Source organism: Streptomyces sp. NPDC050806 (assembly GCF_055586425.1).
Genome location: NZ_JBVJIF010000002.1, coordinates 166,151 through 189,153, shown reverse-complemented (window position 1 = coordinate 189,153; position 23,003 = coordinate 166,151). Strand labels below are relative to the sequence as shown.

19 protein-coding genes and 1 tRNA gene are annotated in these 23,003 nt (G+C 72.9%); 9 read left to right on the top strand and 11 right to left on the bottom strand.

All coding sequences use genetic code 11. The features are described 5' to 3' along the window. Positions 1-34 precede the first annotated feature (34 nt). The 3 genes from ACZ6WH_RS06290 (at position 35) to ACZ6WH_RS06280 (ending at position 4,011) form a co-directional block, all read left to right on the top strand. Positions 35-1,240, top strand: coding sequence for a PAC2 family protein (locus tag ACZ6WH_RS06290; protein ID WP_469726485.1), 1,206 nt, complete (start codon positions 35-37; stop codon positions 1,238-1,240). A 373-nt stretch (positions 1,241-1,613) separates the two neighbouring features. Further along, entirely contained in the window at positions 1,614-3,359 is a 1,746-nt protein-coding gene (locus ACZ6WH_RS06285) for a S8 family peptidase (RefSeq protein WP_469726484.1), read from the top strand. A gap of 52 nt (positions 3,360-3,411) precedes the next feature. Further along, positions 3,412-4,011, top strand: coding sequence for a hypothetical protein (locus ACZ6WH_RS06280; protein ID WP_469726483.1), 600 nt, complete (start codon positions 3,412-3,414; stop codon positions 4,009-4,011). A 116-nt stretch (positions 4,012-4,127) separates the two neighbouring features. Here the strand turns inward: ACZ6WH_RS06280 and mshC are convergent, their stop codons facing one another. The 4 genes from mshC to ACZ6WH_RS06260 form a co-directional block, all read right to left on the bottom strand. After that, positions 4,128-5,357, bottom strand: a complete 1,230-nt coding sequence (gene mshC, locus ACZ6WH_RS06275) for a cysteine--1-D-myo-inosityl 2-amino-2-deoxy-alpha-D-glucopyranoside ligase (protein ID WP_469726481.1) — start codon at positions 5,355-5,357, stop codon at positions 4,128-4,130. Between the two features lie 110 nt (positions 5,358-5,467). Next, the gene (locus tag ACZ6WH_RS06270) at positions 5,468-6,304 is read right to left on the bottom strand and encodes an SCO1664 family protein (protein ID WP_469726479.1); all 837 of its coding nucleotides are present in this window, start codon (positions 6,302-6,304) and stop codon (positions 5,468-5,470) included. Further along, positions 6,268-6,858, bottom strand: a complete 591-nt coding sequence (locus ACZ6WH_RS06265; RefSeq protein WP_432852189.1) for a DUF3090 domain-containing protein — start codon at positions 6,856-6,858, stop codon at positions 6,268-6,270. The genes ACZ6WH_RS06270 and ACZ6WH_RS06265 overlap by 37 nt, the downstream gene beginning before the upstream one ends. 103 nt (positions 6,859-6,961) lie before the next feature. Further along, the gene (locus ACZ6WH_RS06260; protein WP_469726477.1) at positions 6,962-7,660 is read right to left on the bottom strand and encodes a histidine phosphatase family protein; all 699 of its coding nucleotides are present in this window, start codon (positions 7,658-7,660) and stop codon (positions 6,962-6,964) included. An 84-nt stretch (positions 7,661-7,744) separates the two neighbouring features. Here ACZ6WH_RS06260 and corA point away from each other — a divergent pair, with 84 nt between their 5' ends. Then, on the top strand, positions 7,745-8,755 hold the full coding sequence (gene corA / locus ACZ6WH_RS06255; protein ID WP_469726476.1) for a magnesium/cobalt transporter CorA: 1,011 nt from the start codon (positions 7,745-7,747) through the stop codon (positions 8,753-8,755). Positions 8,756-8,855: 100 nt separating this feature from the next. On the opposite strand, the gene ACZ6WH_RS06250 is transcribed toward corA, so the two are convergent. Further along, on the bottom strand, positions 8,856-9,644 hold the full coding sequence (locus tag ACZ6WH_RS06250; RefSeq protein ID WP_469726474.1) for a ferritin-like domain-containing protein: 789 nt from the start codon (positions 9,642-9,644) through the stop codon (positions 8,856-8,858). Between the two features lie 284 nt (positions 9,645-9,928). Continuing rightward, positions 9,929-10,984, bottom strand: a complete 1,056-nt coding sequence (locus ACZ6WH_RS06245) for an LLM class F420-dependent oxidoreductase (protein ID WP_469726473.1) — start codon at positions 10,982-10,984, stop codon at positions 9,929-9,931. 263 nt (positions 10,985-11,247) lie between these two features. Between ACZ6WH_RS06245 and ACZ6WH_RS06240 the strand changes: the two genes are divergently transcribed. Together ACZ6WH_RS06240 and ACZ6WH_RS06235 are read left to right on the top strand one after the other, a co-directional pair. Next, complete coding sequence (locus ACZ6WH_RS06240) at positions 11,248-12,231, top strand: aldo/keto reductase (RefSeq protein WP_469726471.1); 984 nt, start codon at positions 11,248-11,250, stop codon at positions 12,229-12,231. Then, positions 12,228-15,422, top strand: coding sequence for a helix-hairpin-helix domain-containing protein (locus ACZ6WH_RS06235; RefSeq protein WP_469726469.1), 3,195 nt, complete (start codon positions 12,228-12,230; stop codon positions 15,420-15,422). Before ACZ6WH_RS06240 ends, ACZ6WH_RS06235 begins: the two co-directional genes overlap by 4 nt. Positions 15,423-15,606: 184 nt before the next feature. Here the strand turns inward: ACZ6WH_RS06235 and ACZ6WH_RS06230 are convergent, their stop codons facing one another. Next, on the bottom strand, positions 15,607-16,434 hold the full coding sequence (locus tag ACZ6WH_RS06230; protein WP_469726468.1) for a hypothetical protein: 828 nt from the start codon (positions 16,432-16,434) through the stop codon (positions 15,607-15,609). A gap of 47 nt (positions 16,435-16,481) precedes the next feature. On the opposite strand from ACZ6WH_RS06230, the gene ACZ6WH_RS06225 reads away from it, so the two are divergent. Further along, entirely contained in the window at positions 16,482-16,670 is a 189-nt protein-coding gene (locus ACZ6WH_RS06225) for a DUF5703 family protein (protein ID WP_030252120.1), read from the top strand. A gap of 321 nt (positions 16,671-16,991) precedes the next feature. On the opposite strand, the gene ACZ6WH_RS06220 is transcribed toward ACZ6WH_RS06225, so the two are convergent. The 3 genes from ACZ6WH_RS06220 to ACZ6WH_RS06210 form a co-directional block, all read right to left on the bottom strand. Further along, positions 16,992-17,858: a chaplin gene (locus ACZ6WH_RS06220; RefSeq protein WP_469726466.1), complete on the bottom strand. Its 867-nt coding sequence runs from the start codon at positions 17,856-17,858 to the stop codon at positions 16,992-16,994. A 172-nt stretch (positions 17,859-18,030) separates the two neighbouring features. Continuing rightward, positions 18,031-18,264 (bottom strand): chaplin ChpH, encoded by a 234-nt coding sequence (gene chpH / locus ACZ6WH_RS06215; protein WP_052867476.1) that lies wholly within the window; start codon positions 18,262-18,264, stop codon positions 18,031-18,033. Between the two features lie 243 nt (positions 18,265-18,507). Continuing rightward, entirely contained in the window at positions 18,508-19,854 is a 1,347-nt protein-coding gene (locus tag ACZ6WH_RS06210; protein ID WP_432852213.1) for a M20/M25/M40 family metallo-hydrolase, read from the bottom strand. A gap of 295 nt (positions 19,855-20,149) precedes the next feature. Between ACZ6WH_RS06210 and ACZ6WH_RS06205 the strand changes: the two genes are divergently transcribed. Together ACZ6WH_RS06205 and ACZ6WH_RS06200 are read left to right on the top strand one after the other, a co-directional pair. Further along, positions 20,150-20,237, top strand: a tRNA-Leu gene (locus ACZ6WH_RS06205). Between the two features lie 190 nt (positions 20,238-20,427). Next, positions 20,428-21,132, top strand: a complete 705-nt coding sequence (locus ACZ6WH_RS06200; protein ID WP_469726464.1) for an HAD family hydrolase — start codon at positions 20,428-20,430, stop codon at positions 21,130-21,132. Between the two features lie 5 nt (positions 21,133-21,137). On the opposite strand, the gene ACZ6WH_RS06195 is transcribed toward ACZ6WH_RS06200, so the two are convergent. Next, the gene (locus ACZ6WH_RS06195) at positions 21,138-22,781 is read right to left on the bottom strand and encodes an ABC-F family ATP-binding cassette domain-containing protein (RefSeq protein ID WP_469726463.1); all 1,644 of its coding nucleotides are present in this window, start codon (positions 22,779-22,781) and stop codon (positions 21,138-21,140) included. Between the last annotated feature and the right edge of the window lie 222 nt (positions 22,782-23,003).

Below are 23,003 nucleotides of genomic sequence, written 5' to 3'. Positions count from 1 at the left end.
GAAGAAGGGCCCACCGGCCGGAAGGAGGCGTTGGGTGATCGAGCTGGAGGGGGTGCCCGAGCTGATCGACCCGGTCATGGTGGCCGCGTTCGAAGGCTGGAACGACGCCGGCGACGCCGCCTCCGCCGCGGTCGCGCACCTGGACCGGGAGTGGAAGGGCGAGGTCTTCGCCGCGCTGGACGCCGAGGACTACTACGACTTCCAGGTCAACCGCCCCACCGTCTTCCTGGAGGACGGCGTACGCAAGATCACGTGGCCGACGACCCGGCTCTCCGTGGTCCGGGTGGGCGGCGACAAGCCGCGCGACCTGGTGCTGGTGCGGGGCATCGAGCCCAGCATGCGCTGGCGGTCCTTCTGCAACGAGATCCTGGGCTTCGCGCACGAGCTGGGCGTGGAGATGCTCGTCGTGCTGGGCGCGCTGCTCGGCGACACCCCGCACACCCGCCCGGTCCCCGTCAGCGGCGTCACCTCCGACCCCGACCTGGCGCGCACGATGGACCTGGAGGAGAGCAAGTACGAGGGCCCGACGGGCATCGTCGGCATCCTCCAGGAGGCCTGCACGCACGCCGGGGTGCCCGCGGTGAGCCTGTGGGCGGCCGTGCCGCACTACGTCTCGCAGCCGCCGAACCCCAAGGCGACGCTGGCCCTGCTGAACCGCCTGGAGGACCTGCTGGACCTGCGCATCCCGCTGGGCGAGCTCAGCGAGGACGCGCGGGCGTGGCAGCTGGGCGTGGACCAGCTCGCGGCCGAGGACAGCGAGGTCGCCGAGTACGTCCAGTCGCTGGAGGAGGCCCGGGACACCGCCGAGCTGCCGGAGGCGTCGGGCGAGGCCATCGCGCGCGAATTCGAGCGCTATCTGCGGCGGCGGGACCCGCAGGCCGGGCCCGGCCTGGCCACCGACGGCGGGCTCGCCGACAGCCGCGACGGCTCCTACCTGCGGGACTCGACCAGCGGACGGACCCGGCCGCCCAGGCCGCCGAAGCCGGAGAGCGGCCAGGGCCCGGCCCGCACGGAGGACGGTCCCGCGAAGCAGCAGGGCAAGCCGGACCAGGAGCAGGGCGAGGAGCAGGACGCCGGACCGGAGGCGGCCGAGGCCTCCGAGGACGCGGACACGAAGGGCTCCGCGGGCACGGCCCCGAAGGGGCCCGGGAGTACGGACACGGAGGGCTCCGGGGGCACGGACCCGGCGGCGCCGGCGGATCCGCCGGACTCCGCGGATCCCGATTCCTCGGAGGACTGACCGGAACGGAGCGGGGCGGTGCATTTGCACCGCCCCGCTTCGTCGTTCCCGCCCCCGAAGAGGTGGTCAGCGGGCACTTCCGTCCCAGCGCCCCGCGTACGTCTCCGTAGTGTTTGACCGCTTGACGGAGTGTCATAGGTTTCCGGCCGATTTGCCCACGGTTCCCACTTCGGCCGGATCCCAAACACAGGGGCCCTCACCCGCTGGACGAAGGCGGACGGAGGTAGCAGGGTGACGCCCCGGAGCCCCGGCGACACAGCGCCGCAACATCCGGTACACACCGCTGTTGCACGTAGCGGCGTGTACCGGGTGCGCAGCCGACGAGCGGCAGGGCAGGGCACGGAGCAGCACCCCGAAGGGAGCGGTCCCAGCGATGACCGATCAGGCACCTCCCGGTACGGGCCCCGGTATGGCGGGCCCCGGACCCGACGGAGCGGGATTCACCTACCAAGGAGCCGAACCGGAGCTGATCGTCGTCGCGCGGGCCGAGCCCCGGCTCCGCGCCGGCGCGGGCGGCGTGCGGTCGGCCTCGGGCGCGGACATCTCCGCGCTGGAGATGTTCCTCAGTGACCAGCAGCTCACCTTCGAGCCGCTGTTCGGCAACGAGGACCGGATCCGGGCGGCCATGCCCCAGGAGCCCGCAGCGGGCACCGGTACGCTCCCGGACCTCACCCTCTTCTACCGGGTGCGGGGCGGCGAGAACCGGGCCGTCGAACTGACCGCCCGGCTCTCCGCCCTCCCGGAGATCGAGACGGCGTACCTCAAGCCGGGTGCCGTGCCCGCCGGCTCGGCGGCGCGCGGTCCGGAGGAGAACCAGGGCCGGAAGGAGGGCGCGGCCCCGACCCCCGACTTCACGGGCCGTCAGGGCCATCTCGGCGCAGCGCCCGAGGGCGTGAACGCCGTGTGGGCCTGGCAGCGGCAGGGCGGCGACGGCGAGGGCGTCACCATCATCGACGTCGAGGGTGCCTGGCAGCTGGGCCACGAGGACCTGTCCGAGCGGCTCGCCGGCGTCGTCGTCGGCACGCCGTACCAGGACCTGGCCTGGCGCAACCACGGTACGGCCGTCCTCGGCGTCATCGGGGGCGACCGCAACGACAAGGGTGTGGTGGGCGTCGCGCCCGGCGCGGTGACCGCCGCCGCCTCGATCCAGGGCATCGGTTCGGCGGCCGCGATCCACGCGGCGGCCGAGCGGCTCTCCCGCGGGGACATCCTGCTGGTCGAACTGCACCGGCCGGGCCCCCGGTTCGACTACGAGCACCGCGACGACCAGCGCGGCTACATCGCGCTGGAGTGGTGGCCGGACGACTTCGCCGCGATCCGCTGGGCGACGGCGAAGGGCGTCGTCGTGGTGGAGGCCGCCGGCAACGGCGCGGAGAGCCTGGACGACGCACTCTACGAGCGCCGCCCCGACCGCTTCCCGGAGTGGTGGCGCAACCCCTTCAACCCCTCCAACCAGGCGTCCGGCGCGATCTTCGTCGGGGCCGGCGCCCCGCCGCCCGGTACCCACGGCCGCGATCACGGCCCGGACCGTTCCCGGCTGGGGTTCTCCAACTACGGCAACCGGCTGGACGCCCAGGGCTGGGGCCGCGAGGTCACCACGACCGGCGGCTTCTGGGACCGGCCCGGCGACCTCCAGGGCGGCACCGAGGAGATCGCCTGGTACACCGACAGCTTCTCGGGCACCTCATCGGCATCCCCCGTCGTGGTCGGCGCCGTGGCGTCGCTCCAGGGCATGCTCAAGGCCGCGGGCCTGGAGCCGATGGGTCCCGAGCAGGCACGTGACGTGCTGCGGAACACCGGGTCCCCGCAGCAGGACGCACCGGGCCGGCCGGCCTCCCAACGGATCGGCAACCGGCCCGACATCAGGGCGGCGGTAACGCACCTGGTGCCCACCTCGGTCGGCTCCGGCCAGGCCGAGCGGTACTGGGACGAGTTGCTCCCGTACCCCCGAGAACTCCCCCCGCGGCTCCGGCTGTTCGTGGCCGGCGCGTGGCGGAACCTGAACCGGCCGGCGCCCGAGGTGCGCCAGGCGGTGCACTCCGCCTTCGCGGGGGGACGGCCCGACGTACGTGTGTGGTACTCCGACGACGAGGTCGTGGGTCTGGTCATCACAGGCTGACGAGCTGGTCGTCACCGGCTGAAGCACACCAACAAGTCAGGGAAAGGTAGCAATGACCACTCAGATGAACCCGCTCGCGCAGCTCGGTCAGCTCGGCCAGCAGCAGCCCAGCACCTCCCCGTTCGGTCAGCAGGGCATGGGCCAGCAGTACGGCCAGCAGCCCTACGGCCAGCAGCAGTACGGGCAGCAGCAGCCGTTCGGCCAGCAGCAGCAGCCGTTCGGGCAGATGCAGCCCCAGCAGCAGGGCGGGATGCTGGAGCAGCTCCAGCAGCTCGGCCAGCAGCAGCCCTTCCAGGGCCTGCTGCAGCAGTTCGGGCAGCAGATGGGCCAGTCGCAGCAGCAGGAGCACCAGGTTCTGCAGCACCTGCAGCAGGTCACTCAGCAGGCCGTGCAGCAGGTCGTGCAGCAGGTCCAGCAGCAGCAGCTGCGGGCCGGCCAGGCGAACGGCTTCGTCGCCGTTCCGCAGCCGATCCCGGGTCACCCCCGCGCGATCTTCCTGCGCATCGAGAACGAGATCCGCGTGCTGAACAACCCCAACGACACCACCTTCGACCAGGTCGCCGACGCCTTCCGCAGCGGCTTCCAGGTCATCGGTGTCTGGGAGCAGCAGACCCCGCACATCCTGCGCAGCATCCAGATCCGCAAGTTCTGACCGGCGGACCGGGCGCACACCGGGTCACCGGCTGACCGGTGACCCGGGTACCGGAAAACCAGCGGGGCGCTTCCTCCTCGGAGGAAGCGCCCCGTTACGTCTGCCGGGTCAGCGGGTCACAGCGCCACGCCGAGCAGCGCGTCCACGGCCCGGGACACCAGGCCCGGCGCGCCCTCGTCGGTGCCGCCCGCCGCCTGCTGCCGCTCGGCCCAGCGGTCGACCGCGGCGAGCGCGGCCGGCGAGTCCAGGTCGTCGGCGAGCGCCTCCCGCATCTCCTCCAGGAGCGCCTCGGCGGACGGGCCGTCGGGCCGGGAGACCGCGGCGCGCCAGCGGGCGAGCCGGTCCACGGCGTCCTGCAGGACCTGGTCGGTCCACTCCCAGTCGGCGCGGTAGTGGTGGGCCAGCAGGGCGAGCCGGATCGCGGCCGGGTCGGTGCCGTCCCGCCGCACCTTGGAGACGAAGACGAGGTTGCCCTTGGACTTGGACATCTTCTCGCCGTCCAGGGCGACCATCCCGGCGTGCACGTACGCCTTGGCGAAGGGGTGCTCACCGGTCAGCGCCTGGGCGTGCGAGGCGCCCATCTCGTGGTGCGGGAAGGCCAGGTCGGACCCGCCGCCCTGCACGTCGAAGCCCATGCCCAGGTGGTCCAGGGCGATGGCGACGCACTCGATGTGCCAGCCGGGGCGGCCCCGGCCGAGCGAGCCGCCGTCCCAGCTGGGCTCGCCGTCGCGGGCCGCCATCCAGAGCATCGGGTCCAGGGGGTTCTTCTTGCCCTGGCGCTCCGGGTCGCCGCCGCGCTCGGCGGACAGCAGCCGCATCGCCTCGGCGTCGAGGTTCGAGACCTCGCCGAAGTGCGGGTCGGACTCGACGGAGAAGTAGACGTCGCCGTCCAGGTCGTACGCGGCGCCCGCGTCACGGAGGCGCTCCACCAGCGGCACGATGCCCGGTATGGCCTCGACGGCGCCGATGTAGTCCTTCGGGGGGAGCATCCGCAGGGCGGTCATGTCCTCGCGGAAGAGGGCGGTCTCACGCTCGGCGAGCGCGGTCCAGTCGTCGCCGGTGGCCACGGCCCGCTCCAGGAGCGGATCGTCGACGTCGGTGACGTTCTGCACGTAGTGGACCTGTCGCTTCGTGTCGAGCCACACGCGCTGCACGAGGTCGAACGCGTTGTAGGTCGCCGCGTGCCCCATGTGGGTCGCGTCGTACGGCGTGATGCCGCAGACATAGAGACGGGCGACGGGACCGGGGGCGAGTGTTACCCGTCCGCCGGTCGCGGTGTCGTGGATCCTCAGGTCGCGGCCCTGACCGGGCAGGGCGGGGACCTCAGAAGCGGGCCATGCATGCATGACATGAGCGTAACCGGACGCAGCTTCCGGATACGAACCGGAGTGTGGGTCTTGGCCTGATAGGCGCTCTTGCACCTTCGGCCCGGCTGTGCATCACCGGGCCGTACAGGTCACACCGGGGGCCAGGGAATCGCGGGCCACTCGCCGCCGGGCTGCGGATGGACGCCGGAATCCAGCATTCCGGCGATCCGCTCGCGCAGTGCGGCGATCTCGTCGGCGGTGAGACATTCGGCCAGTCGGGCGGCGAGCGGCTCCCCGTCCGCGGTCTCCGCGGCCAGCCGCTCCAGCACCGCGACGGCCTCCTCGGTCAGCGGCTCGCCGGCCCAGCCCCACAGGAGGGTGCGCAGCCGGTCCTCGACGTGGAAGGTCACACCGTGGTCGATGGCGAGGACCCGGCCGTCCGCGGTGGGCAGCAGGTGGCCGCCCTTGCGGTCGCCGTTGTTGATCACCGCGTCCAGGACGGCGAGCCGGCGCAGCCGCGGATCGTCGGCGTGCACGAGGAGGGCGGTACGCCCCTCACCGACCTGCGCGAAGCCGACGGCCTTCCAGCCGGGCCCGGGCTCCTCGGTCTCGACCAGCGCCAGCAGCTCGGGGCTGTCGCCCTCGTCGGAGGGGTCCACCCACTCCTGGACCATGCCCTGCCCGTACGGGCCGTCGCGCAGCACCGTGGGCGGGACGAGGTCCCAGCCCGTGGCACGGGAGATCTCGTACGCGGCGACCTCGCGCTGGGCGAGCGTGCCGTCGGGGAAGTCCCACAGCGGGCGCTCCCCGGCGACCGGCTTGTACACGCAGTGGCCGGTCCGGTCCCGGTACGTGACGGAGCAGTACAGGACGGCGTTGGACGCCTCACGGACCCGGCCGAGGACGGTGAGCTCGCCGTGCTCGAGGTGCTTCTCGAGCTCGGCGGGCGTCAGGCGTCCCGCCGGTATCCGTTCTGGCGCGGACATACGTGTCCCTCCGGGTCGAGCGGCAGGCTGCACAGCGGGCACGGCGGGCGGCCGGCGTTCACGACTTCCAGGGCCCGCTTGGCGAAGGCGCGGGCCATGGTGCCGGTGAGCCGGACGCGGAGCATCGGGGGGCCGTTCTCGTCGTCCTGGAGCAGCCGCTCCTCGGCCTCGGCGAGGTCCTCGTCGTTGTCGGCGTCCAGCTCCACCAGCGCCTGGGCCTCGACGATCATCCGCTCCTCGTCGCCGTCCCAGGCCAGGGCCATGGTGCCGACGCGGAACTCCTCCTCCACCGGGCTCTCCAGCGGCGCGGTGTCGGAGATCTCCGAGGGGGCGACGGCCGGCACCGGGGCATTGCCACCGCTGCGGCGCACCACCTCGTCCAGCAGCTCGTCCATGCGCTCGGCGAGTGCGGCCACCTGGGTCTTCTCCAGGGCGACGCTGGTGATGCGGCCGGCCGCTGTGGCCTGAAGGAAGAAGCTGCGGCGGCCAGGCAGCCCGACCGTGCCGGCCACGAAGCGGTCCGGCGCGTCGTAGAAGAACACCTGACGGGACAAGGTCCTGCTCCGATTGCTCGACTGCGGGGATCTGTGGTCACGGACAAGGATCACAGGTGGCGTGGCGGGCAGCGCCGTCGCACCACCCTACTGCGCCCGCTGATCACGATGCTCCCGCGCCACCGCCGATCGCCGCGTCGCGCTCCGCGGAGGCCCCGGAGCCGTCCTCCTTCGGGGCCAGCGAGGCGAGGTCCCCGGTGTCGCCGAGCCGCACGAGATACGGGCGCAGCGGCGTGTAGCGGACGACCGTCACCGAGCAGGGCTCGACGGACACCCGCTGGAAGAGGTCCAGGTGCATGCCGAGGGCGTCGGCGACCAGCGACTTGATGATGTCGCCGTGCGAGCACATCAGGTACACCGCTTCGGGGCCGTGCTCCTCCTCGATGCGCGCGTTCCAGGCCCGGACCGCATCCACGGCGCGGTTCTGCATGGTGCGCATGGTCTCGCCGCCCGGGAAGCCGGCGGCGGAGGGGTGCTGCTGGACGGTGGTCATCAGCGGCTCGTCGGTCAGTTCGCCGAGCTTGCGCCCCGACCAGTCGCCGTAGTCGCACTCGTTGATGCCGTCCTCGATGTGCAGCGGGAGGTCCGGGCGCGCCCTCAGCAGCGGGGCCAGCGTCTCGCGGCAGCGCTGCAGGGGGCTGGCGACCGCGGCGGCGAGCGGCACGCCGGCCAGCCTGTCCGGCAGCGCGGCGGCCTGTGCGGCGCCCCGCTCGTCCAGGGCGACGCCGGGCGTGCGCCCCGCGAGGACGCCGGAGTTGTTGGCGGTGGAGCGGCCGTGCCGTACGAGGATCAGCGTGGGCATGGCGACCAGCCTACGTCCCTGTCACGAGCGGAGGACGTGCCGCCCGGGAGGCCGCCCTGGCAGGAGTGCGGCCAGGCAGCGAGAATGCCCCATGTGATCGTGGATTGTGCCATCTACCGGAACGGCCGGCGGATCGAGAAGCCGGCGGGATACTCCACCGCGCTCGACGAAGCCCGCGCGGAGGGGCACTCCTTTCTGTGGCTCGGCATGCACGAGCCGAGCGAGGAGGAGTTCGAGCAGGTCAGCGAGGAGTTCGGGCTGCACCCGCTGGCCGTGGAGGACGCGCTCAAGGCCCACCAGCGGCCGAAGCTGGAGGTGTACGACGACTCCTTGTTCATGGTCCTGAAGCCGATCGAGTACGACGACGAGGACAGCAGCATCAGCTCCGGCGAGCTGATGCTCTTCATCGGGGACTGCTTCGTGGTGACCGTGCGGCACGGCGAGGGCAGCCCGCTGGCCGCCGTGCGCCGACGCCTGGAACACGAGCCCGAGGTCCTCAAGCAGGGCCCGACGGCGGTCCTGTACGCGGTCAGCGACGCGGTGGTCGACCACTACATCGACGTGGCCGCGGAACTCCAGCTCGACCTGGACGAGTTGGAGGCCGACGTCTTCGCGCCGGTGGGCGCGGACGCCAAGAGCGGCGCGGGCAGCAGGAACACCGCGCAGACGATCTACGCGTTCAAGCGCGAGGTGCTGGAGTTCCGGCGGGCCACGGGGCCGCTGGCCGAGCCGATGTCGCGGCTGCAGAACCCGGGCGTACCGTTCGTGCACGACCAGGCGCGGCCCTTCTTCCGCGACGTGGACGACCACCTCACGCGGGCCAACGAGTCCGTGGAGGGCATGGACCGGCTGCTGTCGGACATCCTCTCCGCCCACCTGGCCCAGATGGGTGTGCGGCAGAACGACGACATGCGCAAGATCTCGGCCTGGGCCGCGCTGGCCGCCGTACCGACCATGATCGCGGGCATCTACGGCATGAACTTCGAGCACATGCCCGAACTGAAGTGGACCTACGGCTATCCCGCGTGCCTGCTGGTCATGGCCGTCCTGGAAGTGCTGCTCTACCGGATGTTCAAGCGGCGGGGCTGGCTGTAGGGCCCAAGGGGTGCTGCCGGGCCCGGACGAGGTGGGGGCGGGGCACGCGCGTACGGCGGGCCGGGCCGCGGCGGCCCCTCCGGCGGCTGCCCGGTGGCCGTCAGGCGAACTCCGGCGCCGCCGCGGCCGGGCCGCCCAGCGCGTCCCGCCGTTCGGGCATCCGCAGGGTGACCATCCGCCGCCACCCGAAGGCCCGCTCGTAGGCGTACACGGCGTGGATGCCGCCCGTGAGCACCGCCCGCTTCGCGCGCGGCCAGCGCAGGATGTGGCCCATCCGCTCCATCACCGCGAGGCTGACGTCGCGGTAGACGGCGATCTCGGCCTGCACGCTCTCGTGCAGGATCCGCCGGATCTCCTCGGCGTGCCCCTCGTCGGACAGCCGGAGCAGCTCCTCGTGGCAGTACGCGAGGTGGTTGTCCTCGTCCCTGGCGATCATCCGGACCGCCTTGCCGACCTCCGGGTGGTCACCGAAGTGCTTCACGAGCAGCGCCATCTGGGCGGCGGCCCGTTCCTCGGTGATCCGGCTGTGCGCCAGATACGTGACGATGTCCGACTCGGTCAGCGGCTCGTCACGCTGGAGCTTCTCGTGCGCGAGACCGATTCCGCGCCGCTCCAGGAGCATGGTGTAGTCGGCGGCGGCCGGAACAGCGACGGCCTGGAGCCCGCGCCGCCGCAGCAGGGCGTTGAAGATCCGGCCGTGCTTCTCCTCGTCCGCGCCGTGCCGCGCGATCTTGCGGGCCATCGCCCGCTGGCTCTCCGGGACCAGTACGGCGATCCGCCCGTTCTCCCACCCGCCCTGGGTCTCGCCGCTCGCGGCGATGGAGCAGAACAGCCGGAAGGACTCGTCGTGGTCCAGGATTTCTTGGAAGAGACTTTTCGCCGTGAGCATCGACGGACCTCCATGACTCCACCTCGAACAGGACACCCGCAAAGGAAAAGTCAAGTGCGCCGCGGTGTCCGCGGCAACACGAAGCCCCTCGAACTCCCCCGAACGATGGACCGTGGGCACATATGCGGGGCGTAACCCCCCCGACCGTCGGCGCGTTGTGCTGTGTGACGGCCGTGGCGGGGAAGACCCCCGAGCCCCCACCACGGCCGCAGTCGTCCGGCCCTGGGGCCGTCCCCCCGCCCCCAGGGCCGTTCTCCTGCGCCGTACGGCCCGTCGGGCGGCCCTCAGGCCAGGCCGGCCCGCTCCAGCGCCTCGGTGCCCGCCCGCAGCGCCGCGATCCGCTCCTCCAGCGTGAAGCCCGCCGGGGACAGCGTCAGCGTCGTCACCCCGGCCGCCGCGTACGCCTGCATGCGGTCCGCGATCCGGTCCACCGAACCGAGCAGGGTGGTGGAGTCGATCAGCTCGTGCGGCACGGCCGCCGCCGCTGCGTCCTTCTCGCGGGCCAGGTACCTGTCCTGGATCTCCGCGGCGGCCTGCTCGTAGCCCATCCGCTGCGCGAGCCGGTTGTAGAAGTTCTGCTTGCGGCTGCCCATGCCGCCCACGTAGAGCGCGGTGTACGGACGGAAGGCGTCGGCGAGCGTGGGCACGTCCTTGTCCTCACCGACGGCGATCGGCAGCGTCGGGCAGACGTCGAAGCCCTCCATCGTCAGCCCGGCCTTCTCCCGGCCCGCGCGCAGGGGCGCGATCGCCGTGTCCTGGAGGTGCTCGGCGGCCGGGAAGATCAGCAGCGCGCCGTCGGCGATCTCACCCGTCTGCTCCAGGTTCTTCGGCCCGATCGCCGCGATGTAGAGCGGGATGCGCTCGCGCTCGGGGTGCACCGTGAGCTTGATCGGCTTGCCGGGGCCGTCGGGCAGCGGCAGCGTCCAGTGCTCGCCCTCATAGGACAGCCGCTCGCGCGACATCGCCTTCCGTACGATCTCCACGTACTCCCGGGTGCGCGCCAGCGGCTTGTCGAACTTGACGCCGTACCAGCCCTCGGAGACCTGCGGCCCCGACACGCCGAGCCCGAGCCGGAAGCGGCCGCCGGAGAGGGAGTCCAGGGTGGCGGCGGTCATCGCCGTCATGGCGGGCGCGCGGGCCGGGATCTGGAAGATCGCCGAGCCGACGTCGATCCGCTCGGTCTGCGCGGCCACCCAGGACAGCACGGTCGGCCCGTCGGAGCCGTACGCCTCCGCCGCCCAGCAGACCGAGTACCCGAGCCGGTCGGCCTCCTGCGCCACGGCGAGGTTGTCCCCGTCCATGCCGGCACCCCAGTAACCGAGGTTGATCCCGAGCTTCATGCGGCTCCCCTCACTCATCGATGACGATCATCAGCCGTCATATGCGATGTCCGGTGGGCGGCGCTACGGGTAGCGCCGGATCCATCGAATTACTCATCAGTAATGCTGCTCTCCGGGGACTGTAACGCGGTGCCGGGACGGGGCGTAAGACCTGCCGAAGACCTGCCGTGGCCGACCCCGTGCCGGGCGTTGTCCACAGGCCGCCGCACGGCGTTGTCCACAGGTCCCCGCGAGCCCGGGACAGGCCAGTAACCTCAGGGCCCATGGAGCAAAGGCACCTCGGCCGCACCGGCCTGCGCGTGTCCCGTCTCGGCCTGGGCACGCTGACCTGGGCGCGCGACACGGACGACCGTGACGCCGCCGACCAGCTCAAGACGTTCTGGGAGGCGGGCGGCACCCTCGTGGACACCGCCGACGTCTATGCCGACGGCGGCGCCGAGTACCTCCTGGGCCGGATCATGGAGAGCCTGATCCCCCGCGGCGACCTGGTCGTCGCGACCAAGGCCGGCAGCGTGCTGGAGGCGGACCGCCGGGTCGACGGCTCCCGGCGCCATCTCCTCGCGGCGCTCGACGACTCCCTGCAGCGCCTAGGCACCGACTACGTCGACCTCTGGCAGGTGCACGCCTTCGATCCGTACACCCCCATGGAGGAGACCCTCCAAGCCCTGGACACGGCCGTGACGAGCGGCCGCGCCCGCTATGTCGGCGTCACGAACTTCTCCGGCTGGCAGCTCGCCAAGGCCGCCACGTGGCAGCTGGCGGCGCCGACCGTACGCACCCGGCTGGCGAGCGCGCAGCTGGAGTACTCCCTCCTGCAGCGCGGCATCGAGCGCGAGGTGGTGCCCGCCGCGCTCGACCTCGGCGTCGGCCTGCTGCCCGCTTCCCCGCTCGGCCGCGGCGTCCTCACGGGCAAGTACCGGCATGCGACGCCGCCCGATTCGCGCGGCGCCTCCGAACACCTCGCGCCCTTCGTCGCGCCGTACCTCGACGACACGGCCGGCCGGATCGTCGACGCGGTCGCCACGGCGGCGGACGGCCTCGCCGTCACCCCGCTCCAAGTCGCCCTGTGCTGGCTCCGCGACCGTCCCGGCGTGACCGCCCCGCTCCTCGGCGCTCGTACCGCGCAGCAGCTCAGGGCGGCATTGTCAGTGGAGACCCTTAGTCTTCCTGACGAGATCCGGCATGCACTGGACGACGTCTCCGCGCCCGTGCACCGCTACCCCGACCACGACTGGAGCACCCTGTGAACACCGACCAGCCCACCGGCGCCCCCGCCCCTGCCGAGGCCCCGGACCCGCCGGCCCCGGCGGGCGCCGACGGCTCGGGGACCGCGGCCGCGACGGGTACGGGTGGCCCGGCGGACGCTGACGGCGCGAACGGTGCAGCGGGGGGCCCGGCGGACGCTGACGGCACGAGCGGTGCAGCGGGGGGCCCGGCGGACGCTGACGGCACGAGCGGTGCAGCGGGGGGCCCGGCGGACGCTGACGGCTCGTCCGGCGCTTCGGGCGCTTCGGGTGACTCGACGGGTGCGGCCCGGGAAGGCGACGGCGCGAGTGGCGCCGCGGGCGCGGACGGCCCGGCGGGGGCCGGCGGCGGAGCCGCGAGTGGCCAGGCCGGCGCTGCGGGTGCCGGCGCGGGTGGCAGCAAGGCGTCCGCGGCCGCGCTGGCCGCCGCGGTGCGGGCGGTCGAGAGCGGCGAACGGTCGGCGGCCTCGTTCTTCAACGAGGCCCCGCGCGGGCCGGCTCCGTCCGCCCCGGGCGCACAGCGGACACCGGGCGCGCAGCGATCGCCGGGGACTCCCGCTCCCGGGGCCCCGGGCGCGGGTCCGGCGGGCCGTCCGGGCGGACCGAATGCCGCAGACGGCCGGGACCGCCCTGGCGGCCAGGGCGGCGGTCCGGCGGCGGGCCCCGGTGATGCACGCGGCCCGGCAGGCCCGGCGGCGGGCCCCGGTGGTGCCGGTGGATATGGGCCCGGTGGGCAGGGGGCCGGTACGCAGGGCGCAGCGTCGCCTTCCGGGTACGCGTCGGGACCGGCTGCGGGCCCGGGAGCTGGTGGCCCGGGAGCGGGCGGCCCCGGCGCTGGGGGATCTGCGGGCGGCGGCCCGGCGGGAGGCCCGGGTACGGGCGGTCCGGGCACGGGCGGTCCGGGAACCGGTGGTCACGCGGGCCCGGGCGGCGGCCCCGCGGGCGGCACGAACGGGCCCGGCAGCGGCGGCACCGGCGGTGCGTACGGGCCCGGTGGCGACCCGCAGGGGGCGCGGCCCGACGGCCCGCAGGGGGCCGGTGCGTACGGGGATGCGGCGCGGCAGGCGCCGAGTGGGCCCGTCGCGCCCGGCATCGCCGGGGCGCGGCACGTCCTCACGGCCGGTGGCGCGCCCGAGGCCCTCGCGGAGCAGGCCGTACGCGCACTCGGCGAGCAGGCCGGTGAGACGCTGCGCGAGGACCCCTGGCGACTCCTCTCGGTCGCGGGTGTACGGCCCGAGCAGGCCGACACATTCGCCCGCGCCCTGCTCGGCCCCGAGTGCGGCCCCGGCGACGAACGCCGTGCCCAGGCCCTGATCGGCTGGCTCCTGGAGCAGGCCGCGCTGGCGGGCCACTCCGCCCTGGAAGCGGGCGCTCTGCGCTCCGCGCTGGCCGCCCGCTCCGTTCCGGACCCGGACGAGGCCATGCAGACCGCGATCGCCGAGGGCGAAGTGCTGGTGTTCCAGGACGCCCTGGACGACCCGTCCGCGCCGCCGCGCCCGGCGGACGCGGAGGACGACGAGGAACAGCCCGTCCGGCTGCTCTTCGGCCTCGACCGCTTCGCCATGGCCGAGGAGAGCGTCGCGGACGGCCTCTCCCGCCTGCTCAATACCTTCGAACCACTCCCGGAGACGGACGAGGAGGCCGTCGCCGACGCGACCGAAACGCCCGCGGAGGAGGGCACGGAGTCCCCCGAAGCCGGCCCGAACACGCCAGCCGACACGGACACCCCAGCCGGTACGGAGGCGGAAGCGGGCCCGGACTCGGAAGCCGGTACGGACACGGAAGCCGGCACCGCGGAGCAGACCGGCGCCACAGACCAGACCGGTGCCGACGAGCAGACCGGTGTCGACGGGCGGACCGGTACCGGAGAGCGGGCCGGTGCCGAGTCCGCCGACGACGTCCCCCCGCGTCCCGTCCGGGTGTCGGCCGTCCGCTGGGAGGCCGTCGCGGCGGCCGCGCCGTCGTCCTCCGCCGGAACGCTGATCCGGGCCGCGGCGCAGAGCGGCCTGGTCGCGCACACCGGCGGCGAGGCCGCACGCGCCGAACCCGCCGCGCTGATCGCCGCGGCCCGCGCACTCGGCCTGCGGGCCGTCGGCGCCACCCACACGGCGGACGGCCGCCGCAGGCTCGCCGACCTCGTGACCCAGGCCAAAGCGCACTACGACGCCTCCGGCCTCCCCGCGTCCGCCCCCACGGCGCCGGCCGGCGCGGCGGCGGAGCTCTCCCCCGCCGTCACCCTCAGCGGGCTGCTCGCCGGCCGCGAAGGCCCCGGCCGGGACGCGGACGGCTCGCTCGCCCTGGACCTGCTTGTCGTCCTGGACGCTCCGCAGCTGGACCTGGAGACCGCCGCGCTGCTCATCGAGTCGCTGGCCGACGGTGCACGCCTCGTGCTCAGCGGCGACCCCGGCGTGCTCTGGTCCGCCGGTCCCGGCCGGCTCTTCGCGGACGTGCTCGCCGCCCGCTGCTGTCCGCAGATCGCCTCCCGCACGCCCGACTTCGGCCCCATCGGCGAGCTGGTCTCGGGCATCGGCATCGGCGAACTGGCGCAGGTCGAGGCGCCGGAGAAGGAGGTCGTGATCGTCCCGGTGCGGGACCCCGGCGAGGCGGTGCACCGTACGGTCCAGCTGGTCGCCGACTCCGTACCGCGCGCGATCGGCGTGCCGACGGCGGAGACCCAGGTCATCACCGTGGGGCACGGCGGAGCGGCCGGCACCCGCGCCCTCAACGCCGCGCTCAAGGAGCGTCTCAACCCCGGCCCGGGCAAGTTCGGCGGCTTCGACCCCGGCGACCGGGTGGCGTACAGCCCGGCCCCCGGCCGTACGGTGCCGGGCCGGGTCACCGGTGCGGACCCGGACGGGCTGCGGCTGGAATGCGGCGGCGCGCCCGTCGTCGTCCCCCGCGACCAGGTGGCGAGCGGCGCGCTGCGCCACGGCTGGGCGCTCACCGCGCACCAGGCGGTGGGGATGCGCTGGCCGGCGGCCGTCGTGGTGGTGCCGGGCGACGCGGCCCCCGGGCTGACCCGCTCGTGGGTCTACACCGCCTTCGGGCGCGGCGAGCGGCACCTGTCCGTGGTCCAGGGCGCGGACCAGGCGCTGCCCCGCGCGGTGGCCGAGATCCCCGCCAAGGAACGCACGACCCGCCTGCGTACGCTGCTCCAGCTCCAGCAGACCCAGTGGGAAGCGCCCCCGGCCTGACGCCAATGCAGTCCTGACGCCGATGCAGTGGGGCCCGCCCGCATCACAGCGGACGGGCCCCCACACCCCAGGTCCTTCGCGGGTCACGCGCTCAGCCGGTCGGCCCGCCCACGCCCCGCATCAGCGCCCCGGTCGACCGCCGGCGTCCCGCACCAGCGCCCCGGTCGGCCGACCGCGCCGGCCCTCAGCGTTCCCGGTCGGCCGCCTCGATCGCCTCCAGCCCCGGTCCGCTGCCGCGGGCTCCGGAAGCCGGGCGGTTGCGGGGGCGGCCGGAGCCCTCGGTGGGGTCGGGGTCGAGGAGGTCGTTGTCGGGGTCGTCGGACGAGTGCGCTGCGTGATCGTCCTCGTCGTCAAAGTCCAGCTCCTCGTCGAAGACGGAGCTGACGTCGAAGCGACAGACGACGCGCTGCGGGTCGGCCTGATCGAAGGGGGCGGCCAGCCACTCGCCCGGCTCCGGAGGCTCCTCCGCCGCCGCGACCCAGAGCGTGGAATCGCCCTCCTCCAGGCCGAACTCCTTGTGCCGGGAGGCGATCTCGTCCGGCTCGTACTCCCCGAAGAGCACGCCGAGCGCCGCGTGCACGCTGCTGCCGACGACGGCGGAGGCTGCATTCCCGCCGGGCTTCGCCGGGCTCTGCGCGGCCCCCGGCTCCGTGGCCGACCCGGGGTCGAGGTCGGCGATGCGCTGCGCCTGCGACAGCAGCCGCTGCGGCTCCACGACGGTGTAGTCCCGGCGGATCAGCACGCTGAGCGCGCTCGGCTCCTCGGGCCCCGCGTACGCGGGCAGCCCGTCGCTGCCGGGGATCTCGAAGGGCGTGACCTCGTCGTAGGTGTCGTAGAGCAGCTCGTCGTACGCCTCGGCCGCCGCGGCCAGTTGATCGAACGCGGCGTAGACGGCGGCATCGTCCTCACCCGAGCGGCGTTCGACCGCGTCGAGGTGACGGTCCAGCGCGGCTTTGACCGCCTCGGCGGCGGCACGTACCTCGGCAGCGGAGGGCTGCGCAGCATCAGACATAGTGCAGACGCTATCCGTACCCGGGCCGGTCCCGCACAATAGATGCGATGCCGGAATATGAATTCTGCGATGTGTATGTGCCGCGGGGCGTCTCCCGCAAGGCCGCCACACGCCTGCTGACCGACCACGCCGAGTACGGACACTGGGAGTTGGACCGCCTCCGCCTGAACCCGGACGGCAGCCGCAAGGTGCGGCTGCGCCGCCGGATCATCCGCCAGATTCGCGCGACCTGGTGACACGGGCCCGTGAGGGATCCGTGTCACACTCCGTTCGCCACTCCGGTCGAGAGCCGAAAGCTGCCCCGCCCCGGATTTCCGGAGGCGGGGCATCACCCGAAGGTGCGGATATTTCTCCCGGTTTGTTCCACTTCGAGAAGTAGTGCGACGGGAATTCGATCCGTCTGCCGTCTCACCGAAAAAGGCCAGTTCCCTACGCGCGGCGGCCGATAATCGTCCCTTCGCGGTCCTTCGGCGGCTCATCTGCGACGGTCCCCGCCGGCCCGACGTCCCCGCAGCACAAGGGGACCGGAAGCGGCAGCTCCTTCTTCCGGCCGTCTGCTAGCCGCGCACCCCGCTCGCCGTACGAGCCTTGCGGTACAGGATCACGCCCGCACCGAGCAGCGCCGCACCGGCCGGAAGCAGTGCGCCGACCGCACCCGGACCCGTCTCCGCCAGCTGCCGGCTCCCGGCCGGCCGGGAATCGGCGGCGGGTGTGGTGACGATCTCGTGGTGCGAGTTCGGCGGCGTCTGCGGGTGGACGTCCCCGCCCTCGTCACCGCCGCCCGGGTGCGACGGCTCCTCCGGGTTCCCGGGGTGATCCGGGTTCCCGGGGTTGTCCGGGCTCCCGGGGTTGTCCGGGCTCCCGGGGTTGTCCGGGTTCTCGGGGTTGTCCGGCTCTCCGGGGTGGTCCGGCTCCTGCGGGGGCGGCGTGTCGTCGCCCGGCGGCTGGGACGGGCCCGGCTCGTCCGGGTTGCCCGGCGGCTTGGTGGAGCCGTCGCTGCCGCAGTCCTGACCGGTGGCGGGGTTGAGCCCACCGATGACGTTGACGCTGTTGCCGCAGATGTTGACCGGTACGTTCACGGACACCTGCACGCTGTTGCCCGAGCCGACGCCCGGGGAGTCGTGCGTGCCCCCCTGCGCCCCGGCGGAGGGGCCCGAGCCGTGGCCGTGCTGCCCACCGCCCGAGGCGTTGCCGCAGCTGTTGCCCGCCGCCGGGTTGAGCAGGCCGACCACGTTCACGGTGTTCCCGCAGACGTTGACAGGGACGTCCACGGGGACCTGGACCGAATTCCCCGACAGCACCCCCGGTGAATGAGCGGCCGAGCCGCTCGTACCCGAATCGGCGTGCGCGTAGCCACCCGAAACGGCGAGTGCGCCGCCCGCGGCCACGACAGTGATCAGGCTCTTTCTCGCGACCTTACGCATAGGTCGTCCCTTCCCCATTTCGCTTTTCGAAGGGCGGACGGAGCGTGGGTTTCCGTCCCCCCGGGGCGGACGGTCGTGGGTGCCCGCCCGCCGAAAGCCGGTCGGCCCCGGAGCGCATGGCACGCGCTGCGGAGCCGACCGGATCACTCCCCCCTGGGGGTGATGCCCAACGTCACTTGTTGACGCAGGTGTTGCCGAAGGCGGGGTTCAGCAGCCCGATCACGGAGATCGTGTTGCCGCAGGCGTTCACCGGCACGTGGACCGGCACCTGAACGACGTTGCCGGAAAGGACACCCGGCGAGTGGACCGCAGCACCCTGCGCGCCCGAGTCAGCAACGGCCAGACCCGCACCGGCGAGCACGAGACCACCAGCAGCAGCCGCAGCAGCGACGACCTTCTTGATCATTGTTCCTCCTCGTAGGCAATGCGACCGCAAACCTCGGGTCGCATTTCCTGTAACGAGGACGGCGTAATGAAGCTACGAGCCTATGGTTGCATTCACTCTTTTCAGTTAAGTGCTCACGAAAGGCTGACCTGAGTTGACGTCCGTGGTGGACGTCGGCGTCAGCCCCGTGCACCTCCTTGTCGCCGCTCGGGGACCCTCCGGCCCGGCACGGCGAAGGGCCGGGCCCGCTCGATGAACCGGTCGTCAGCTCTGCTCGATGAACCGGTCGAGGACCCGCGTGCCGAACTTGAGGCCGTCCACGGGGACGCGCTCGTCCACGCCGTGGAACATGCCCGCGAAGTCCAGCTCCGGCGGCAGCTTGAGCGGCGCGAAGCCGAAGCAGCGGATGCCGAGGTCGTCGAAGGACTTGGCGTCCGTACCGCCGGAGAGCATGTACGGCACGGCCCGCGCGATCGGGTCCTCCGCCTTCAGCGCCGACTGCATGGCGTCCACCAGCGCACCGTCGAAGTCGGTCTCCACCGCCTTGTCCGCGTGCACGTCCTCGCGCTTGACCCGCGGCCCGAGGATCCGGTCCAGGTCGGTGAGGAACTCCTCTTCCAGGCCGGGCAGGAAGCGGCCGTCGACGTGCGCGGTCGCCTGGCCCGGGATGACGTTGACCTTGTAGCCGGCGCCCAGCTGGGTCGGGGCGGCGGTGTTCTGCAGCGTCGCACCGATGATCTTCGCGATGCCGCCGAGCTTCGCCAGCGTCTCGTCCATGTTCTCGGGGTCCAGCTCGGTGCCCAGGGCGTCCGACAGCTCGTCGAGGAAGGACTTCACGGTCTTGGTCACCCGCACCGGGAACTTGTGCCGGCCCAGCCGCCCGACCGCCTCGCACAGCTCGGTGATCGCGTTGTCGTTGTTGGTCATCGAGCCGTGGCCGGCCGTGCCGTCCACGGTCAGCCGCATCCAGTGCATGCCCTTCTGGGCGGTCTCGACGAGGTAGAGCCGCAGGTTCTCGTTGACGGTGAAGGAGAAGCCGCCGACCTCGCCGATGGCCTCGGTCACGCCCTCGAAGAGGTGCGGGTGCTTGTCGACCAGGTAGCGCGCGCCGTACACGCCGCCCGCCTCCTCGTCCGCGAGGAACGCCAGCACGATGTCGCGCGGCGGCTTGCGGCCGGAGCGCAGCCGGTCGCGGACGACCGCCAGGGTCATCGCGTCCATGTCCTTCATGTCGACCGCGCCGCGGCCCCACACGCACCCGTCGGCGATCTCGCCGGAGAAGGGGTCGTGCGTCCAGTCCACGGCGTTGGCGGGGACGACGTCGGTGTGCCCGTGGATCAGCAGCGCGGGGCGCGAGGGGTCCTCGCCCGCGATCCGGGCCACCGTGGAGGCCCGCCCCTTGTGGGACTCGAAGATCTGCGGCTCCAGGCCGACCTCGGCCAGCTTCTCCGCGACGTACTCGGCGGCGGCCCGTTCCCCCGGGCCCGAGTGGTCGCCGTAATTGCTCGTGTCGATCCGGATCAGGTCGCGGCACAGGTCGACGACCTCGTCCTCGCCGGTGACGCCCGGGGCCGGCTTCGATGCGGCCGGTGCGGGCTTGGACTCGCTCACGCTGCCTCCTCATGGTTCACGGCCGCGGTTCGCGCCGGTACGCGCGGTCACCGCGGCGGGGTCCGCTGCCATCCTCCCTCTCCCCCGGCCCGGGCCCAAGGCCGCAATCCTCCCGACACACGCTGGTCACAGGCGTGCCGGCAGTGGCCGGTCCGGCACCCGCCGCTGCCGCGCCCGTTCCCCTCCGAGGTGCGGGGCGCTGGCCCCTCGGCCGAGCGCGTGATCGACCACCCCCAAATGTTTGCTATGGTTTTCCACGTCGGAAGGGCGCAGACGCCCGCCCGACAGACACCTTGTCCGGGTGGCGGAATGGCAGACGCGCTAGCTTGAGGTGCTAGTGCCCTTTATCGGGCGTGGGGGTTCAAGTCCCCCCTCGGACACCAACCGGTTCCCCACGGTCTCCCGCAGACCGTGGGGAATCGTCGTTTCCGGGCCCGTGTGCCGCGGCCGGCCCGCCGTGAACAGCGCCGGCGGGCGACTCTCCGTAATAACCCCGTGCGTCACGCCGGACACGCTCATTACGCTGCGCGGGCCGGACGGCCGACGGATCAGTACAGCGCGGGAGGGACTGCCTTGGGCGGCACGGAGAAAGTTCTCGTATTCGACGCGGACGACACTCTCTGGGAGAACAACGTCGTCTTCGAGCGGGTCATCGAGGAGTTCCTGGACTGGATGACCGATCCGGAGATCGGGCTGCGGCTCGGCCGGGAGGGCGTACGCGCGGCGCTGGACGCCGTCGAGGCGGCGAACGCGAAGGCGCACGGCTACGGCAGCAAGGTGTTCCTGCGCAGCCTGGGCGAGTGCCTGGCGCAGTTGCACGGCCGGGACGCCACCGCGGAGGAGCTGGCGCGGATCGCGGCGTGGGCCGCGTCGTTCGACGGGGGCAGCGTGGAGCTGATTCCCGGGGTCGCCGCCACCCTCGCCGAGCTGGCCGCCCGGCACGAGTTGCTGCTGCTGACCAAGGGGGACGCGGAGGAGCAGCGGCGGAAGGTCGACAACTCCGCGCTGGCGCACCACTTCCGGGGTGTGCACATCGTCGCGGAGAAGGACGTCTCGACCTATCGCGCCCTGGTGCGGGAGTACGCGCTGGCGCCGGAGTCGGCCTGGATGATCGGCAACTCCCCCAAATCCGACATCCTGCCCGCGCGTGCCGCCGGGATGAACGCGGTGTTCATCCCGAACGATCACACGTGGGTACTGGAGCACAGCGAGCTGGATCCCGCGGACGAGAAGGTACTGCGGCTCACCGCCTTCCCGGAGCTGCTGCACCACTTCTGAGGCGACTATTTCATGGGCGGCATGCCCTCCCCCGTCCCGGGGCCCTGGGGCGGGTCGCCCAGGTCCAGCGTGCGGGTGATGCCCGCTTCGGCCAGGAATCGTTCGTCGTGACTCACCACGATCAGTGCTCCTTCATAGGCGTCGAGTGCGGCGACCAGCCGGCGCACGGACGCCAGGTCGAGGTTGTTGGTGGGCTCGTCCAGCAGCAGGAGCTGCGGGGCGGGCTCGGCGAGCATGAGGGCGGCGAGGGTCGCGCGGAAGCGTTCACCGCCGGAGAGGGTGGCGGCGGGCCGGTCGGCGCGGGCGCCCTTGAACAGGAAGCGGGCCAGCCGGGCCCGGATGTGGTTGTCGGTGGCCTGCGGGGCGAAGCGGGCGACGTTCTCGGCGACGGTCAGCCGGTCGTCGAGGACGTCCAGCCGCTGGGGCAGGAAGCGGTGCGGTACGTGGACCGTCGCCTCGCCCGCCGCCGGGGCGAGTGCGCCGGTGACCGTGCGGAGCAGGGTGGTCTTGCCGGAGCCGTTCGGGCCGACGAGGGCCAGTCGCTCGGGGCCGCGCAGTTCGAGGTTGACGCGGGTGCCGCAGCGGGTGGTCACGCCCCGCAGGGTGAGCACGCCACGGCCCGGCGGCACGGCGGTGTGCGGCAGGTCGACGCGGATCGTCTCGTCGTCACGGACCGCCTCGGCCGCTTCGCTGAGCCGCTCCCTGGCCTCCTTGAGCTTCTCGGTGTGCATGATGCGGTGTTTGCCGGCCGAGACCTGGGCCTGGCGCTTGCGCTCGTTCATGATGACCTTCGGCTCGCGCTTGTTGGCCGACATCTTGTTGCCGTAGCGGACCCGGCGGGCCAGCTTGACGTGGGCGTCGCTCAGGTCGCGCCGCTGGCGCTGGACGTCGGCCTCGGCGACCCGCACCATGCGCTCGGCGGCCTCCTGCTCGACGGCGAGCGCCGCTTCATAGGCGGTGAAGTTGCCGCCGTACCAGTGGACCTCGCCGGCGCGGAGGTCGGCTATCTGGTCGACCAGGTCGAGCAGCTCCCGGTCGTGGCTGACCACGACCAGCACGCCGGACCAGCGCGCGACCGCTTCGTACAGCCGGGCGCGGGCGCGGCGGTCGAGGTTGTTGGTGGGCTCGTCGAGCAGCAGCACGTCGGGGCGGCGCAGCAGCAGCGCGGCCAGCCTGAGCAGCACGGATTCGCCGCCGGAGACCTCGCCGAGGGTGCGGTCCAGCTCGATGCCGTCCAGGCCGAGCTGGTCGAGGGTGGCGCGGGCGCGCTCCTCGACGTCCCAGTCGTCCCCGACGGCCGTGAAGTGCTCCTCGCTCGCGTCACCGGCTTCGATGGCGTGCAGCGCGGCGCGGGTGCGGGCGATGCCCAGGATCTCGTCCACGGGGAGGGCGGCGTCCAGGGTGAGGTTCTGCGGGAGGTAACCGATGTCGCCGGTGCTCTGCACGCTGCCGGCGGTGGGGGTGAGCTCGCCGGCGACGAGCTTGAGCAGGGTGGATTTTCCGGCGCCGTTGAGGCCGATGAGGCCCGTGCGGCCGGGGCCGACGGTGAGCTGGAAGTCGTCGAGGACCGCTGTGCCGTCGGGCCAGGCGAAGGTCAGGCCGGTGCAGATGACGGAGGCGGCTCGGCCGGAACGGTCGTTCATAGACATACAGGTCTCCTGGAGCGGGCGTGGGCTGATGGGGAACAGCACAGGGAGACACCGCTGAAGCGGGGGACCGTGAGGTGCCGGCCACCGAAGACGCGTACGGAGCTGTCGTACGCATTCCGCGTACATGTCCGCGTACGCGGGGCGGCTGGTCGGCCGTCGTGGGCACGATGGCACGCCGAGGTCGGGTCACGGTGCGCTGGGATCAGCGCGGCGTCTCAGGAC

Bases quoted from the DNA above. Each gene is read 5' to 3' on its own strand.
- chpH (WP_052867476.1), bottom strand. From the start codon at position 18,264: ATGATCAAGAAGGTCGTCGCTGCTGCGGCTGCTGCTGGTGGTCTCGTG.
- ACZ6WH_RS06230 (WP_469726468.1), bottom strand. From the start codon at position 16,434: ATGTCTGATGCTGCGCAGCCCTCCGCTGCCGAGGTACGTGCCGCCGCC.
- ACZ6WH_RS06280 (WP_469726483.1), top strand. From the start codon at position 3,412: ATGACCACTCAGATGAACCCGCTCGCGCAGCTCGGTCAGCTCGGCCAG.
- ACZ6WH_RS06195 (WP_469726463.1), bottom strand. From the start codon at position 22,781: ATGTCTATGAACGACCGTTCCGGCCGAGCCGCCTCCGTCATCTGCACC.
- corA (WP_469726476.1), top strand. From the start codon at position 7,745: ATGCCCCATGTGATCGTGGATTGTGCCATCTACCGGAACGGCCGGCGG.
- ACZ6WH_RS06260 (WP_469726477.1), bottom strand. From the start codon at position 7,660: ATGCCCACGCTGATCCTCGTACGGCACGGCCGCTCCACCGCCAACAAC.
- mshC (WP_469726481.1), bottom strand. From the start codon at position 5,357: ATGCATGCATGGCCCGCTTCTGAGGTCCCCGCCCTGCCCGGTCAGGGC.
- ACZ6WH_RS06245 (WP_469726473.1), bottom strand. From the start codon at position 10,984: ATGAAGCTCGGGATCAACCTCGGTTACTGGGGTGCCGGCATGGACGGG.
- ACZ6WH_RS06270 (WP_469726479.1), bottom strand. From the start codon at position 6,304: ATGTCCGCGCCAGAACGGATACCGGCGGGACGCCTGACGCCCGCCGAG.
- ACZ6WH_RS06250 (WP_469726474.1), bottom strand. From the start codon at position 9,644: ATGCTCACGGCGAAAAGTCTCTTCCAAGAAATCCTGGACCACGACGAG.
- ACZ6WH_RS06225 (WP_030252120.1), top strand. From the start codon at position 16,482: ATGCCGGAATATGAATTCTGCGATGTGTATGTGCCGCGGGGCGTCTCC.
- ACZ6WH_RS06285 (WP_469726484.1), top strand. From the start codon at position 1,614: ATGACCGATCAGGCACCTCCCGGTACGGGCCCCGGTATGGCGGGCCCC.
- ACZ6WH_RS06240 (WP_469726471.1), top strand. From the start codon at position 11,248: ATGGAGCAAAGGCACCTCGGCCGCACCGGCCTGCGCGTGTCCCGTCTC.
- ACZ6WH_RS06220 (WP_469726466.1), bottom strand. From the start codon at position 17,858: ATGCGTAAGGTCGCGAGAAAGAGCCTGATCACTGTCGTGGCCGCGGGC.